Below are 15,715 nucleotides of genomic sequence, written 5' to 3' on the forward strand. Positions count from 1 at the left end.
AAGGGATCGCCGCAGGTGGCGGGTTCGTTTCGCCCGAGACGCAATCGTTGCCGCCGCGATCACCAGTCGATGAGGTCGAGTTCGTGCAGGCGGCGGAACACCATCATCGAACCCGGCGCCACCTGGGTCATGCCCGCGTATTCGCTGACCGTGAAGTACCGGAATTCGGCGATTTCCCCGGTGGCCTGCGGTTCGCCGGTGAGGTCGGCGAGGAAACACGTCATGTGCAGCGGGGTGTTGCGGCCGTGACCGAACGCCTCGGCCTCGAAGATGCCGAGCTCGGACACACCGTCCAGACCCACGCCCAGCTCCTCCTCGATCTCGCGATGCAGAGCTTGTAAAGGGGTCTCGCCGGGATCGATCTTCCCGCCCGCCATGTAGAAGACATCCTTGCCTTCCGGGCGCGTCTGGATCAGCCTGCGGTCGCGAACATGGGCGAGGGCGGCGGTGCGGATCATGGGTTCACTCTATTGAGCGAACGGCGTGGAATCATGTCGAACGGTCAGGTGTCTGGGTCACCGACCGTGAGACTGGTCTCGTCCGATCCGGTGAGGGCACGTGAGGTGTCCTTGAGGTCGACTCCCGAGCGGCCGAGTGCACGGGCGCCCGCGACGAGCCCGGCAACCACCCGTGCCGCATCGGCATAGGCCAGACCGTCCGGCGGGTGGATATTGGACACACAGTTGCGTTCGGCGTCGGCACGGCCGGGGCGTGGCGCGTGGGTGAGATAGATGCCGAGGCTGTCGGCCACGGACAGACCGGGCCGTTCGCCGATCACGACGAGCAGAGTCCGCACGCCCATGGCCTCGGCGATGTGGTCGCCCAGCGCCACCCGCGCCTGGGTGGCGATCACGGGTGGGGCGATGGTGTAGCCGCCGAGTTCGCTTGCCAGCGCGGACAGCAGGCCCGCGCCGTGGTCGGTGAGTGCGCGGGGAGACAGGCCGTCGGCGAGGACGATGCCGATATCGAAGTCGCCGTGGGTGATCGGTGACAGGTCGGCGGGGAGCCTGCCGAGATCGGGGCGACGCAGGTACTCCGAGCGGGAGGCGGCCTTACTCGTCACCGTCACCGGCTCGCCGAGCCCGAGTTCGGCTATGCGGGTGGCGAATTCGTCGACAGCAAGCGGTTCGTGCACGGCGTCCCGGGCGGCGGCGTGGGCTGCGCGCAGGGCGAGCACTTCGCTGGTCGGCAGGGCGTTGCCGGTGCGGCCGAGTCCGATCCTGGACTGGGTGGTGCTGCGCAACTGAGCCCAGAAGTCTTGGGAAACATCGGTTTCGGAACCATTGCTCGTCTCGGGCACGGCCGCCGTATCCCGCACGATCACGGCTTCGCGCGGGGAGTTCGAGCCGCTCATCGGGTGCCTGCCAGTGCGCGCAGGGGAGAGGACAGCGGTTCCACTTGGCGCAGTCCGCCTTTCGCGTCGAGCATGCCGAGTCCCGACAACCATGCCTCGAATTCCGGTGCGGGGCGCAGGTCAAGGACCTTGCGGGCATAGAGGGCGTCGTGGAAGCTCAGACTCTGGTAGCCGAGCATGACGTCGTCGGCACCGGGCACCGCGATGACGAACGCGCAGCCCGCCGCGCCGAGCAGGGTGAGCAGGGTGTCCATGTCGTCGGCGTCGGCTTCGGCGTGGTTGGTGTAGCAGACATCGACGCCCATCGGCAGGCCGAGCAGCTTCCCACAGAAGTGGTCCTCGAGCCCGGCGCGGATGATCTGCTTGCCGTCGTAGAGATACTCGGGCCCGATGAAGCCGACCACCGTGTTGACCAGCAGCGGCTCGAGATCGCGGGCCACGGCGTAGGCGCGCGCTTCCAGCGTCTGCTGGTCGACCGGCCGATTCCCCACGCCCAGATGGGCATTCGCGCTCAGTGCCGAACCCTGCCCGGTCTCCAGGTACATCACGTTGTCGCCGACCGTGCCGCGCCGCAGCGATCGACCCGCCTCGTTCCCCTCGCGCAACAGCGAGATGTTCACGCCGAACCCGGAATTGGCGCCCTCGGTGCCCGCGATCGACTGGAAGACCAGGTCCACCGGCGCACCCGCCTCGACCAGGCCGATGGTCGTCGTCACGTGAGACAGCACGCATGACTGGGTGGGGATGTCGAATCGCAGGCGCACCTCGTCGAGCAGGTGCAGCAGGTCGGCGGTGGCCTGCGGTGAATCGGTGGCCGGGTTGATGCCGATCACCGCGTCACCGCAACCGAGCAACAGGCCGTCGAGGGTGGCGGCGGCGATCCCGCGCGGGTCGTCGGTGGGGTGGTTGGGTTGCAGGCGGGTGCTCAACCGGCCGGGCAGGCCGATGGTCGTGCGGAACGCCGACGTCACCGTGGCGGCCCTGGCCACCGCGATCAGGTCCTGGTTGCGCATGATCTTGCTGACCGCGGCAACCATTTCCGGGGTGAGACCGGGTGAGACGGCGGTCAGGGTTGCCGCCGCGTCGTCGGTCGCGGCGACGGTGAGCAGCCAGTCACGCAGCCCACCGACGGTGAGATGCGCGATCGGCGCGAAGGCCGCGCGATCGTGGCTGTCGATGATCAACCTGGTGACCTCGTCGGACTCGTAGGGCACGACCACCTCGGTGAGGAAGGTCCGCAGCGGCACTTCCGCCAGCGCCCACTGCGCGGCCGCGCGCTCGGCGTCCGTGTCGGCAGCGCAGCCGGCGAGCTGGTCGCCGCTGCGCAGCGGGGTGGCCTTGGCCAGCAGGTCGACCAGTCCGTCGAAGGTGTAGGTGGTGACGTCGATGGTGCTGCGGTACTTCGTCATCGAAGTGCGGCGCCGGTCGGCGCCGTCCTCCTCTCGCGAGTGCGTGGTTGGCGCTCGGCAGACACGGCCGAGCGGGGGACAACGGTCAGCGGATCACTCGAGTTCCTCTTCGGCTTTCGCCAGCGCGGCGAATTCCTCGTCGGGCGACTTGGCGACCAGGTGGTGGCGACTGTAGAGCCCGAAGTACGCCATGAAGGCGCAGAACACGCCGAGGGTGAACAGCGCCGCCTTCGGGTCGACCAGGAAGGTCGCCGCCACCGAGGCGGCCGCGATCACCAGCGCGAGCGAGGTGGTGGCGATGCCGCCGGGGGTCCGGTAGGGGCGGGGCATGTTCGGCTCACGGACGCGAAGCACGATGTGGCTCACCATCATCAGCACGTAACTCACGGCCGCGCCGAACACGGCCATGTTGAGCAGCATCGCTCCCTCGCCGGTGAGCGAGAGGGCGAAGCCGATGATGCCGGGCACGACGAGCGCGAGCATCGGCGCCTTGCGGGAGTTGGTCACCGACAGGCTGGTCGGCAGGTACCCGGCGCGGGAGAGCGCGAAGGTCTGGCGCGAGTAGGCGTAGACGATGGAGAAGAAGCTGGCAACGAGTCCGGCCAGGCCGATGTAGTTGACGACCTTGGCCGCCGGGCTGTCGCCGAGCGCCTCGACCAGCGGGTTGCCCGAGGCGGAGGCGTCCTGGGCGCCGAGCGCACCGGTCACCAGGAACAGCACCACCGCGCCGGTGACCATCAGCATCAGCATCGCCACGATGATGCCCTTGGGCACGTTCTTCTCCGGTTCACGTGCCTCCTCGGCGGCCAGCGGCACGCCTTCGACGGCGAGGAAGAACCAGATGGCGAACGGGATCGCCGCCCAGATGCCCAGGTAGCCGAACGGGAGGAACGCCGAGGAGCCGGTTGCCGCCGCGTCGGGCGCGATGTTCGTCAGGTTGGCGGCGTCGAACCGGCCGACCGCCGCGATCGCGAACACGACCAGGCCGACCAGTGCGATCGCGGTGATCACGAACATCGCCTTGAGCGCCTCGCCCGCGCCACCGAGATGGATGCCGATGAACAGCGCGTACACCGCCAGGTACACCCACCAGCCGTCGGTGATCCCGAACAGGTTCAGCGATTCCACATAGGCGCCGATGAAGGTGGCGATGGCGGCGGGTGCGATCGCGTACTCGATGAGAACCGCTGTGCCCGTGGCGAACCCACCCCACGGCCCGAGAGCGCGCCGGGCGAAGGTGTAGCCACCGCCCGCGGCGGGCAGCGCCGAGGACAGTTCGGCCATGCCGAGGACCATGGCCAGATACATGCCGGCGATGATCACCGAGGCGATCAGCAGGCCACCGAATCCGCCTTCGGCCAGGCCGAAATTCCAGCCGGAATAGTCGCCGGAGATCACGTAACTCACGCCGAGACCGGCCAGCAGCACCCAGCCGGCGGTGCCGGAACGGAGAGTGCGTTTGGCGAGATAGTCGTCGGCGGGTGGTTGGGCGGTGCGTTTGGCGAGGTAACCGTCGGCGGGCGGGTCGGCGGTGGGGGCGGGAACGGCGTCGGTACTCACAGGTAAAGCTCCTCATCAACAAACAAGCGCGTAGCGACGGCAACGGTGATCGTCGAGGGTTGAAGAATGGTTGACGACTGTTACGGCCGTGGATCCCGCAGATCAGCGGCGCGTATCAAGCGCCGCCGACCTGCGGAAACAGTGTGATAGTTGGTGTTTCACATCACGGTGAAACGGTGTCACCGGTGGGTGGCGGCGGCTGGCAATCCAGCTCGGCCACCTCCTCGTCGGTGAGCAGGCGTGAACGGATCAGGAACCGCACGCCCTCGGGGGCTTCCAGCGAGAAACCGCTGCCCCGGCCCGGCACCACGTCGACGGTGAGATGGGTGTGTTTCCAGTATTCGAACTGGTCCGCACTCATCCAGAACGGGATGTCGCCGGGCAGATATCCCAGCAGCACGTCTGAGCGGCCCACGCGGAATTCACCGCGTGGGTAGCACATGGGGGAGCTGCCGTCGCAGCAGCCGCCGGACTGGTGGAACATGACCGGGCCGTGCAGCCCGGTCAGGTCACGGAGCAGCGTTGCCGCCTTGTCGGTGAGGTCTACTCGTCGGACCATCAGCGGCGCACCATCAGAAGAAGCCGAGCTTCTGCGGCGAGTAGCTGACCAGCAGGTTCTTGGTCTGCTGGTAGTGCTCGAGCATCATCTTGTGGTTCTCGCGGCCGATGCCGGACTTCTTGTAGCCGCCGAACGCCGCGTGCGCCGGGTAGGCGTGGTAGCAGTTCGTCCACACCCGGCCCGCCTTGATGCCGCGGCCGAGGCGGTAGGCGGTGTTCATGTCCCGCGTCCACACGCCCGCACCGAGACCGTAGAGGGTGTCGTTGGCGATCTTCAGCGCCTCGTCGGTGGAGTCGAAGGTGGTCACCGCGACGACCGGGCCGAAGATCTCCTCCTGGAACACGCGCATGTCGTTGCTGCCCTTGAAGATCGTCGGCTCGATGTAGAAGCCGCCGTCCAGGCCGTCGACAGCGCGGACCGCGCCACCGGTGAGTACCTCGGCACCTTCCTTCTTGCCGATGTCGATGTAGGACAGGATCTTCTCGAACTGGTCGTTGCTCGCCTGCGCGCCGATCATGGTCGCCTCGTCGAGCGGGTTGCCGCTGACGATGGCCTTGGTGCGCTGCACGCAGCGTTCCATGAACTCGTCGTAGATCGACGACGCGATCAGCGCACGCGACGGACAGGTGCACACCTCGCCCTGGTTCAGCGCGAACATCACGAAACCCTCGACGGCCTTGTCGAGGTAGTCGTCGTCGGCGGCCATCACATCGGGCAGGAAGATGTTGGGGCTCTTGCCGCCCAGCTCCAAGGTGACCGGGATGATGTTCTCGCTGGCGTACTGCATGATGAGCCGGCCGGTGGTGGTCTCACCGGTGAAGGCGACCTTGGCCACGCGCGGGCTGGACGCGAGCGGCTTGCCCGCCTCCACCCCGAAACCGTTGACCACGTTGAGCACTCCCGGCGGCAGCAGATCCGCGATCAGCTCCACGACCTTCATGATCGAGGCCGGGGTCTGCTCGGCGGGCTTGAGCACCACCGCGTTACCGGCGGCCAGCGCGGGCGCCAGCTTCCAGGTGGCCATCAGGATCGGGAAGTTCCACGGAATGATCTGGGCGACAACGCCGAGCGGCTCGTGGAAGTGGTAGGCGATGGTGTCGCCGTCGACCTCGCTGATCCCGCCCTCCTGCGCGCGCAGCGCACCGGCGAAGTAGCGGAAGTGGTCCACCGCCAACGGCAGGTCGGCGGCGAGGGTTTCGCGAACCGGTTTGCCGTTGTCCCAGGTCTCGGCGACAGCGAGGGCCTCGAGATTCGACTCGATGCGGTCGGCGATCTTGTTGAGGATATTGGCGCGCTCGGCGGCGGAGGCGGCACCCCACGCGTCGGCGGCACGGTGCGCGGCATCGAGAGCCAGCTCGATATCGGCGGCGGTGGAACGGGCGATCTCGCAGAACGGCTGACCGTCCACCGGCGAGGTGTTCTCGAAGTACCGGCCTTCGACCGGCGGAACCCACTTGCCGTCGATGAAGTTGTCATACCTGGGGGCGTAGCTGACGATGCTGCCCTCGGCGCCCGGCTTGGCGTAGATCATGTGCGGAAACTCCTCGCTGGTTCCGGTAATGCGTGACGCCAGTCACTATCCACCCCGAGGGTTGATGAAACGTTGAGAGCGGATCTCGTGGCGCCCGATACCGGTGATCACGGCCCGGAAAGCGGCTCTTGCGCTGCGGCGGCGCCTATGCCCTCTGCGCGCTGTGCAGGCGTGCGGTGGCTACGGCTCGGCGGGGGTCGCGGGCCGGGAGCAGCATGAGGGCGTGTTCGTGGACGGCGATGTCGTCGGGGGCGGCTTCGCCGTAGGTGAGGGCGTGGTGGGGGTCGGGGCTGGCCAGGACCGCGTTGCGCATGGCGACGGCGAGGTAGTCGCGCCATTCGGTGATGCCGGGTGTTTCCGAATCCGGAAGCAGCGGACCGTGATACAGCCGAACAGCGGTGTCGAGGTCGCCGGATTCCAGGGCGTGCAGGACGTCGAGCGCGTCGCAGGACAGGGGAGTGGTGAAGCGGTAGACGCGGTTGGTGATGTCGCCGCCGGTGGCGCGGCGCAGGTACGACATCTCCGATTTCAGGGTGCTCGCGCCGACCGCGCGGTCACCGTAGACGGCGTAGTGCAGGCGTTCGTGGCTGTAGCCGTCGTCGCTGAGCGCGAGCAGGGTGAGGATCTCGAGCTGACGTGGGCGCAACCGGATCGGGGTGCCGTCGCGCATCAACCGGCCCGTGCCGAGGCAGGTCAGCCGCATGCCCGCCGGTGCGGGTGCGGCCGCGTGCAGTTTGGCTTCGATGGCGCTGGTCATGGTGCGCACCGTGGCCATGGCCAGCGGGTGGGAGCGTTTCCAGGTGGTCGACAGATCGAGCACGCCGAGCAGTGTGCCGTCGGCCGCGCGGATCGGCGCGCAATAGCAGACCCAGCCGTGCAGGGCGGCGACAAGATGTTCGGCCGAGAACACGGTGTGCGGCCGATCGGTGCGCAACGCCAGCGACAGCGCGTTCGTCCCCATGTGCGCCTCGTCCCACCGCCCACCCGGCGCGAAGTTCACCTGCTCGGCCCGCCGCCGCATGACCGGCCCGCCGTAGGTCCACAGAATCGTCCCCGAAGCATCCGTCACCGCCGCCACATACCCCGCGTCGTCGGCCACGCTGTGCAACTGGTCCTTCAACTCGCTCACCGGCCCACGCAGCGGCGACTCGGCCCACTTCGGCCCGATATCGGTCTCGCTCTCGGGCGCGCAATCGCGCCCAGGATCCACCGTCCGCAACGACCGCAACCACGACTGCGCCACCTCGGCCCGCACCCCGGAACTCCGCCCGAGCGCCGATTCCCCCGCGGGCACCCACTGCGCCCACTCCCGCTCCAACGCAGCCCGCTGCGCCGAAAGCGTCAGCTGCGATGCCATGGGGGTTCCTGTCCGGTCGCTATCAGGGACTTCGTCCCCAATAATGCCCCACCTATGCCCCGCCCAACAGCCGTTTCGGTGGTGGTGCCAGTGAGCTGCGCACCGGTGCTCCGGAAAAAGTTCCCTACCCCCTCACTGCGAGCCAAGGGTGTAGCCCGGTGTAGCACGCAGGGCTACACTTGACGTATGAGGCAGATCAGTCAGCGCGAGCTGCGGAACAATTCCGCGGCGATCATGGACGCCGTGGAGGCGGGCGAGACCATCCTGGTCACCCGTAACGGTGTCGAGATCGCCGAGGTGCGGCCGGTCAGCCGGCGCCGTCGTCGCAGCGCGGAAGAACTGGTCGCCCGGCATCGTGGTCTGCCACGGGTGGACTATGCCGCGATGCGTCGGGAAGCCGACGAATTCTTCGGTACCGAGGACAGGATCTGCGACGACGACCCGTGGAGCGGCCGGTGAGCGTCAGGCATCCGGCGGGTGTTCTCGACACGTGCGCCTACCTCGACCTCGGATCGCTCGAGCCGAACAATCTGCCGGAGACCCCGGAGATCACCGCCATCACGCTGGCTGAGCTCAACCAAGGCGTCGCGATGGCCAAGGATCCGGTGAGTCGGGCCGAGCGCTCGGAGCACCTCGGCGCCGCGATCGTCGAATTCGACCCGCTGCCGTTCGACGAAGCCGCGGCGACTCGGTACGGAACGTTGGTCGCGCTCACCATCGCCGCGAACGGTGACCCGCGCCCCCGGCGGATGGACCTACTCATCGCGGCGATCGCCTCGGCGAACTCGCTTCCGCTCTATACCCGCAACGCCGCCGACTTCAAAGGGCTGGAGAGCATGCTCGAGGTTGTCGCGCTCTGAGGTACCGAGCCGGAGGGGGAAGTTGTCAATACCGCTGCGGTACAACAACTGCATCGGACTGCGGAGTGATGTGTGGCTGGGTGGGGGCAGTCAAGGTGGTCACGTGCGTATCGCCGACATCTCCCCGAGACCCGCCGACATGGAGCGAACGGTAGGTGGGGTGAAGGTTTGGGTTGCGATCGGTGTCTACGTTGCGACCACCCTTGCCGCTTCGGTGGTCTTCCTTGCGGTGCAACCACTTTCGGGGATAGATCCGGCCGTGCTCTCGCTGGTTCAGTTCGCCCCGGCGGTCGGTGCGTTGGTCACATGGCTGGTGTTCCGCAAGACCGTCGCTGCGGTGCTCCCCGTTGCGGTTTCCGGTCGGCGGGTGGCGGGGAATGTCGCGGCGATCGTCGCGGTGTGTGTCGGGTACTGGTTGCTGCTCATGGGGGCGGCTGTTGTGTCGGGGACGGCCACCGTGGGGCCTGCCGCGATCGGGAGCGTGCCCTTCGTGGTGTTTCTCGTGGTGCAACTGGTCGGGGCCGGTGGGGAGGAGATCGGGTGGCGGGGATTGATGCAGCCGATGCTCGAAGCGCGGATGGCCAGGTTCGGCGCGGTGGCGGTGGCCGGGGCGGTGTGGGCGCTGTGGCATGTCCAGGCCTTCACGGCCGGGCCGGTGGTGGCGGGGTGCTTCTTCGTGGCGACCATGTCGTTCGCGATGGTGCTCGGCTATCTGGGCACGGGGAGTTTCGGTCAGCGTGTGCTGGTCGCCTCGATCGGGCATTGGCTGATCAATATCGCGGGATATCTGCTGGCCGGGGACGCGACGACGGACCGGCCGCAGATCGTTTTCGTCGCGGTGGCCGCCGTGCTGGTCGCCGTGGCCACCATGACGGTTCGCGCGGCGGAAACCCGCCGCTGATGGTTGTCGGCACTGTCTCCGCGTGTGTGGCACGCTGGCAGCGTGAACCGGTTGGGTAGCGCGACTTCGCCGTATCTGCGTCAGCACGCCGACAACCCGGTGCATTGGCGGGAGTGGGATGCCGATGCACTGGCCGAGGCGGCCGAGCGGGATGTGCCGATCCTGCTCTCGGTCGGGTACGCGTCGTGTCACTGGTGCCATGTGATGGCGCACGAGTCGTTCGAGGACGCGGCGACCGCCGAGCAGATGAACGCCGACTTCGTGTGCGTGAAGGTCGATCGGGAGGAACGCCCCGACCTCGACGCGGTGTACATGACCGCGACCGTCGCCATGACCGGGCAGGGCGGGTGGCCGATGACCTGCTTCCTCACCCCCGACGGTGCGCCGTTCTACTGCGGCACCTACTACCCCAAGCAGCCGCGCGGCGGGATGCCCTCGTTCACCCAGTTGCTCACAGCCATCACCGAGACGTGGCGCAACCGCCGCGACGAGGTGGACAAGGCCGCCGACCAGGTCACCGAGGCCCTGCGTGCGCAGGCGACCGGCCTGCCCGACGGCGAGATCGCCCTCACCACTGAACTTCTCGACAAAGCGGTCCTCGCTGTCGCCGCCGACGAGGACCGGGTACACGGCGGATTCGGTGGAGCGCCGAAGTTCCCGCCGTCGGCGATGCTCGAGGGCCTGCTACGGCACTGGGAGCGCACCGGCGACCAGGCCGTGTTCGACCTGGTGGAGCGCGCGGCCGAGGCGATGGCGCGCGGCGGTATCTACGACCAGTTGCGCGGCGGGTTCGCGAGATACGCGGTCGACGCGAATTGGCTTGTGCCGCACTTCGAGAAGATGCTCTACGACAACGCCCTGCTGTTGCGCGCCTACGCTCACCTGGCCAGACGTACACCGGCGACCCCCTTGGAATCGTTGCCGCACAGAGTTTCTCGCGAGACGGTCGAATTCCTGCTCGCCGACCTCGGTACCGCCGAGGGCGGATTCGCCTCCGCGCTCGACGCCGACACCCACCTCGAGCCGGGCGGTGCGGGTGTGGAGGGCGCCACCTATGTGTGGACGCCCGCCGAGCTGGTCGGCGAACTCGGCCCGCTCGACGGCATGTGGGCCGCCGACGCATTCGGTGTCACCACGGCGGGCAACTTCGAACAGGGCACCTCGGTGCTCACCCGCCACAGCGACCCGGTAGACGCCGAACAGTCGGCCCGTTTCGATCGGTTGCGCACCAAGCTCTTCGAGGTCCGCACCGCGCGTCCACAACCGGCGCGCGACGACAAAGTGGTCACCGCCTGGAACGGGATGGCCATCACCGCGCTCGCGGAAGCCGGTGCGGCACTGGAGGAACCGTCCTGGGTGGCGGCGGCCGTGCGGTGCGCGCGTTTCCTGCTCGACGTGCACCTCGTCGACGGACGCCTGCGCCGCGCCTCCCTCGACGGTGTCGCGGGCGCCCCACCCGCGGTGCTCGAGGACTATGCCTGGCTCACCACCGGTCTGCTCGCCCTGTACCAGGCCACCGGCGAACCCGATTGGCTCGCCGCCGCCCAGGTGATCCTCGACTCGGCGATCGAGCATTTCGCCGACCCCGACCGTCCCGGCAGCTGGTTCGACACCGCCGACGACGCCGAAACTCTGGTGACCCGCCCCCGCGACCCCATCGACGGCGCCACCCCCTCGGGTACCTCCGCCCTCGCCGAGGCCCTGCTCACCGCCTCGGCCGTCGCTGACCCCGACCGCGCCGTCCACTACCGCGAACTGGCCGACCACACCCTCGCGCGAGGCGCACTCCTGCTCGACCGCGCACCACGCACCGCGGGCCATTGGCTCGCCGTCGCCGAAGCCGCCGTCCGCGGCCCGTTCCAGGTGGCCATCGCAGCAACCGAAAAGACCTCGGCCACAATGGAACTCCTCGCAGCCGCCCGCACGGCCGCACCGGGCGGCTCGATCGTGCTCGCCGCGCCCCCGGACGCCGCTCCGCTGCTCACCGACCGCCCCCTCGTCGACGGTCACCCCGCCGCCTACGTCTGCCGAGGCTCGATCTGCGACCTCCCCGTCACCGACCCCGCCGACCTGACTCTGGCTCTGCGCACCTGACAGAGGGTCTCGGTCGGGGCGGCCTGGTCTTGTCGGCAATCAGGCGAGACCTACGCCCTTGTGGGGCAAGCTGATTCGATTCGGCTGATCGGCAGGTGCCGCCGATCAGCGGTTCGGTGGGATATCGGTCCAGGTCCGGGTGCGCCCGGGGATGCCGCGCAGGCGAAGGTCCTTGTGCCGCTTCCATTTAGCGCGTTCGGCGGGTGCGGACGCCTGCACCACGTCATCGCTGACCAGCACCCGCCGCGTCACTTCCTTGGCGACGGTGGTGAGCCGGGCCGCCTCGTTGACGGCGTCACCGATGACGGTGAACTCGAGGCGGGTGTCGGAGCCGACGTCGCCCGCGAACACCTTGCCCCTTGCCACGCCGATACCGATGTCGAGCTCTCCGGTGGCCACCACTTCGTCGCGGATGCGGCGGGCGGCACGCAGGGCCGGGGTGGCGTTGTCGCGCAGCGCCGAGGGCGCGCCGAAGATGCACAGGGCGGCGTCGCCCTGGAATTTGTTGACCAGGCCGCCGTTGTCTTCGGTGGCCGCGACCACGGTGGCCAGCAACCGGTTGAGCTTGTGCACGAACTCCACCGGCTCCATCTCGGCCGACAGCCGCACCGAACCGGTGACGTCGATGAACAGTGCCGACACCGTGCGCACATCACCGGTGAGGTCGGCGCTGCCTGCCAACGCGCGCTCGGCGACCGTCGAGCCGACGTGCTTGCCGAACATGTCCTCCATGTGCGCCTGTTCGCGCAGGGTGGTGGCCAGTTCGTTGACGGAGTGTTCGAGCCGCCCGATCTCACTCGCGCTACCGACGGGCACCCGCACGTCGAGTTCCCCACGGGTGATCCGGTCCAGCGCCCGATACATGGCTCGCATCGGGGTCGCGACCGAGCGTGCGAGCAGCGCGGTGGCCAGCATCCCGACGCCGAGGGCGACGATCGAGAACATCCAGGCCGCGCGCACCCGGTCGCTCGCGGGCGTGGTGCGGTCGCTGAGCACCACGATGACGATGAGCCCCGGCAGCGCGCCGGACACCGCCCAGGTGACAAGCACGCGCACCAGCACCGTGGCACTCGGATGCACGGTCGGTCCGAGGACGGCGGCGACGATGGGTACGGTCGGGCGGATCAGCCGGTCCAGGATCAGGTAGATCACGCCCGCCGATTCGAGGGCGCCGAGGATGAACCCCGCCCCGATCACGATGGTGTTGTGGTAGTCGGTGAACCGGTCGACCAGCCACACGGTGAGGATGATGCCGGGCAGCCAGATCAGCACGGCGCGCACGGTGATCGCGGCGGGCAGCCGGATCAGCTGGCGAGCTTCGTCCGGTGTCGGTTTGCGGCCGTCGTCCAGCCAGCGCAGGTGTTTTCGGCGGTCGTAGATCGCGAGTCCGATGCCGAGGGCGAATCCGAAGGCCGGGTAGATGGCGATGAGCGAGGCCGCGTCGTGCCAGTCGTCGCCGACGCGGCTGAACACGCCACCGGCCCAGGAGATGAGGAAGATGGCGCCGACGCCGACGAAGTTGGCGGTGATGACGACGAGGGCGAGCCCCCAGTGCGACCGCAGCAGCCAGCGGACCAGCCGGTTCACCGCGCACACCCGTCTACCGCACCCCGTGACGGGGCCGGGGCGGGACGAGCCGCGCGAATGATCGACACAACTGTCCAGCATAGAAGGCGCGGCCGAGGACACCGCGCACGCACGCCGCTCAGCCGAGCACCACGAGCCAGATCGCGATGTAGTGGCACAGCGCCGCGACGACGGTCGCCGCGTGGAAGAACTCGTGGTGCCCGAAGTCCGGCCACGGATTGGGCCACTTCGTCGCGTACAGCACGGCCCCCACGCTGTAGATCACCCCGCCGATGGCGAGCAATACCAGCGGCCACACCCCCACGTTGTGCAGGAGGGTCGGCGCGACCGGCACCACGGCCCACCCGAGCAGTAGATACAACGGCACGCCGACCCACCTGGGCGCGGTCGGCCACAGCACCTTGAGGGCGACTCCCGCGAGCGCTCCCACCCACACCACGATCAGCAAGGTCCGCCCGGTGCTGTCGGGGAGGCCGAGCACCGCGAACGGGGTGTAACTGCCCGCGATGAACACGAAGATCATCGAGTGGTCCAGCCGCTTCATCCGCACCCGGGTCCGCACGCTCGCCCAGGTCACCCGGTGGTAGACCGCGCTCACGCCGAACAGCCCGCACACCGCGACCCCGTAGACCACGGTCGCCCACCCGGCCGTGGTCGAGTGCGCGAACCCGGCCACCGCGAGCGCCGCCACCGCGACCACGGCCACACCGAACGCCCACGTATGAATCCACCCGCGAAACCGCGGCTTCACCAGCGCGACAGGCACACCCGAATCGCTACCGACCGCCTCCACGACACCTCCCAGTCAAACCTACGGAACCGTAAGTTACGCCCCCAACGGTACGTGAAAACCCATCCATCACACACCAGGGTGTCGACCACCACGAAGCAATCTGCGGAAAACCCGAACTCCACCGCCGCAGCCGCAATAGGCGCCAACTACCCACGCCGCGCCAGTCCCGAGAAAGCCTCCTCCGATCCCACGCCCTGATCTCGCAAGAACATGGGTAACTCCCCAGTCACCCCAAAGCCGGAGCACCTTCTCACCGCCGGCCCGGCACGCCTCTCACCCCGCACCCACGACCGGCAAGAGTCACGGGGTGGCGGCCCAGGCGTAGGGTGCGGGCGTGGAGTTTTTCGGTCGGGTGCGAGGGTTGCCGTACCGCGTCTATGAAGCCAGGCTGTCCAAGCAGCTGGCCGACAAGCAGCACCCCCGCCACGTGGCGGTGATGTGCGACGGGAATCGACGCTGGGCGCGCGAGAACGGGTTCACCGATGTCAGCCACGGTCATCGGGTCGGTGCGCTGAAGATCGCCGAGCTGGTCGGCTGGTGTGCCGCCGAGGGCATCGAGATGGTGACCGTCTACCTGCTGTCGACGGAGAACCTGCGCCGCGATCCCGAGGAGCTCGAGACGCTGTTCGAGGTGATCACCGATGTGGTCGAGGAGTTGTCGGCGCCGGAGCAGAACTGGAGTGTGCGGATCGTCGGTTCGCTCGCCGGTTTCCCCGAGTTGATCGCCAAGCGGCTGCGGGTGGCAGCCGAGCGCACGAGTGGGCGCGACGGTGTGCACGTGAATGTGGCTGTGGGGTACGGGGGTCGGCAGGAGATCACCGACGCGGTGCGCTCACTGGTGCGTCAGGAGATCGCGGCGGGGGAGTCGGGTGAGGATCTGGTGCAGTCGATCACGGTCGACGCGATCGGCCAGCATCTGTACACCTCGGGTCAGCCCGACCCGGATCTGGTGATCAGAACCTCTGGTGAGCAGCGGCTTTCGGGTTTTCTGTTGTGGCAGAGCGCGTATTCGGAGATCTGGTTCACCGAGGCGTACTGGCCGGAGTTCCGGCGGGTCGATTTTCTTCGCGCGCTGCGGGATTACGCGGCGCGGCACCGTCGCTTCGGGGTGTGAGTCGTAGTCCTCGCGTACTGTCGCGTTCGTGGAACCTGATGAGGCGTCTTACATCAGCTATGAGGAGTTCGGCAGGCGTTTCCTCGAGTACGCCGTGTCCGAGCAGCGCATCGCGGACGCGTTCGGTGAGCTCACCGGTGCCGCTTTCGATTTCGGCCCGATCGGGGTGGGGCCGGGCCGGTTGGCGAAGGTCACCGCGCAGGTGGAGCTCGGTCAGCCGCGCATTCTGCGTTTCGTCGACGCCTTCATCTCCTTCGAGCTGACGATCCCGTTGCATGTGGATCTGGTGGTCGATCTCGCGGTCGACCGGTCGCGGTTCCGGGTGGACGGCACCGTGCACCTGCATCTGACGGCACGCACGGCCGACCCGCTGCGGGTAGTCATCGACATCGCCGAGCCGCGTCCGGGTGATGTGCGGGTGAACGTGGCCAGTTCCACCAAGCGCGGGCAGTTGTTGCGGGTGCTTGCCAGTGTCGATCACGAGATCCGCCGGTTCGTGGCCCGGTACATGTCCGAGGAGATCCGCAAGCCCGAGATCGGCGCGGTGCGCAATATCGATGTGGCGACCAGGTTGGACGCGGCCTGGAAGTTGTGAC

15 protein-coding genes are annotated in these 15,715 nt (G+C 68.1%); 6 read left to right on the forward strand and 9 right to left on the reverse strand.

The features are described 5' to 3' along the window. Nucleotides 1-59: 59 nt before the first annotated feature. From NI2_RS03175 to NI2_RS03205, 7 genes are all read right to left on the reverse strand, one after another. Nucleotides 60-458 carry an NUDIX hydrolase gene (locus NI2_RS03175; RefSeq protein WP_067485630.1) on the reverse strand — a complete coding sequence of 133 codons (399 nt, stop codon included), beginning with the start codon at nt 456-458 and terminating at the stop codon, nt 60-62. Between the two features lie 44 nt (nt 459-502). Then, nucleotides 503-1,354, reverse strand: a complete 852-nt coding sequence (gene eutC / locus NI2_RS03180) for an ethanolamine ammonia-lyase subunit EutC (RefSeq protein ID WP_084475815.1) — start codon at nt 1,352-1,354, stop codon at nt 503-505. Further along, nucleotides 1,351-2,763 carry an ethanolamine ammonia-lyase subunit EutB gene (locus NI2_RS03185; protein WP_067485632.1) on the reverse strand — a complete coding sequence of 471 codons (1,413 nt, stop codon included), beginning with the start codon at nt 2,761-2,763 and terminating at the stop codon, nt 1,351-1,353. Before NI2_RS03185 ends, eutC begins: the two co-directional genes overlap by 4 nt. A gap of 93 nt (nt 2,764-2,856) precedes the next feature. Further along, the gene (gene eat / locus NI2_RS03190) at nt 2,857-4,323 is read right to left on the reverse strand and encodes an ethanolamine permease (RefSeq protein ID WP_084475817.1); all 1,467 of its coding nucleotides are present in this window, start codon (nt 4,321-4,323) and stop codon (nt 2,857-2,859) included. Nucleotides 4,324-4,486: 163 nt separating this feature from the next. Next, nucleotides 4,487-4,882 (reverse strand): DUF779 domain-containing protein, encoded by a 396-nt coding sequence (locus tag NI2_RS03195; RefSeq protein ID WP_067485634.1) that lies wholly within the window; start codon nt 4,880-4,882, stop codon nt 4,487-4,489. Nucleotides 4,883-4,895: 13 nt separating this feature from the next. Next, the gene (gene adh, locus NI2_RS03200; RefSeq protein WP_067485636.1) at nt 4,896-6,413 is read right to left on the reverse strand and encodes an aldehyde dehydrogenase; all 1,518 of its coding nucleotides are present in this window, start codon (nt 6,411-6,413) and stop codon (nt 4,896-4,898) included. Nucleotides 6,414-6,558: 145 nt separating this feature from the next. Further along, nucleotides 6,559-7,770, reverse strand: coding sequence for a transcriptional regulator (locus NI2_RS03205; protein ID WP_084475819.1), 1,212 nt, complete (start codon nt 7,768-7,770; stop codon nt 6,559-6,561). A gap of 186 nt (nt 7,771-7,956) precedes the next feature. Between NI2_RS03205 and NI2_RS03210 the strand changes: the two genes are divergently transcribed. The 4 genes from NI2_RS03210 (at nt 7,957) to NI2_RS03225 (ending at nt 11,625) form a co-directional block, all read left to right on the forward strand. Next, a complete protein-coding gene (locus NI2_RS03210) occupies nt 7,957-8,229 on the forward strand; it encodes a type II toxin-antitoxin system Phd/YefM family antitoxin (RefSeq protein ID WP_067485640.1) in 273 nt (90 codons plus the stop codon). Next, on the forward strand, nt 8,226-8,630 hold the full coding sequence (locus tag NI2_RS03215) for a type II toxin-antitoxin system VapC family toxin (protein WP_067485981.1): 405 nt from the start codon (nt 8,226-8,228) through the stop codon (nt 8,628-8,630). The genes NI2_RS03210 and NI2_RS03215 overlap by 4 nt, the downstream gene beginning before the upstream one ends. Before the next feature lie 160 nt (nt 8,631-8,790). Further along, entirely contained in the window at nt 8,791-9,531 is a 741-nt protein-coding gene (locus tag NI2_RS03220) for a CPBP family glutamic-type intramembrane protease (RefSeq protein ID WP_067485642.1), read from the forward strand. A 42-nt stretch (nt 9,532-9,573) separates the two neighbouring features. After that, nucleotides 9,574-11,625 (forward strand): thioredoxin domain-containing protein, encoded by a 2,052-nt coding sequence (locus NI2_RS03225; protein WP_243749749.1) that lies wholly within the window; start codon nt 9,574-9,576, stop codon nt 11,623-11,625. A 105-nt stretch (nt 11,626-11,730) separates the two neighbouring features. Here the strand turns inward: NI2_RS03225 and NI2_RS03230 are convergent, their stop codons facing one another. Together NI2_RS03230 and trhA are read right to left on the reverse strand one after the other, a co-directional pair. Further along, entirely contained in the window at nt 11,731-13,212 is a 1,482-nt protein-coding gene (locus tag NI2_RS03230) for an adenylate/guanylate cyclase domain-containing protein (protein WP_067485982.1), read from the reverse strand. A 118-nt stretch (nt 13,213-13,330) separates the two neighbouring features. After that, nucleotides 13,331-14,005 carry a PAQR family membrane homeostasis protein TrhA gene (trhA, locus tag NI2_RS03235; protein WP_067485645.1) on the reverse strand — a complete coding sequence of 225 codons (675 nt, stop codon included), beginning with the start codon at nt 14,003-14,005 and terminating at the stop codon, nt 13,331-13,333. 334 nt (nt 14,006-14,339) lie between these two features. On the opposite strand from trhA, the gene NI2_RS03240 reads away from it, so the two are divergent. Together NI2_RS03240 and NI2_RS03245 are read left to right on the forward strand one after the other, a co-directional pair. Continuing rightward, nucleotides 14,340-15,119 carry an isoprenyl transferase gene (locus tag NI2_RS03240; RefSeq protein ID WP_067485647.1) on the forward strand — a complete coding sequence of 260 codons (780 nt, stop codon included), beginning with the start codon at nt 14,340-14,342 and terminating at the stop codon, nt 15,117-15,119. A 28-nt stretch (nt 15,120-15,147) separates the two neighbouring features. Next, nucleotides 15,148-15,714, forward strand: a complete 567-nt coding sequence (locus NI2_RS03245) for a hypothetical protein (RefSeq protein WP_067485649.1) — start codon at nt 15,148-15,150, stop codon at nt 15,712-15,714. Nucleotide 15,715 lies beyond the last annotated feature (1 nt).

Source organism: Nocardia ignorata NBRC 108230 (assembly GCF_001612905.1).
Lineage (GTDB): Bacteria > Actinomycetota > Actinomycetes > Mycobacteriales > Mycobacteriaceae > Nocardia > Nocardia ignorata.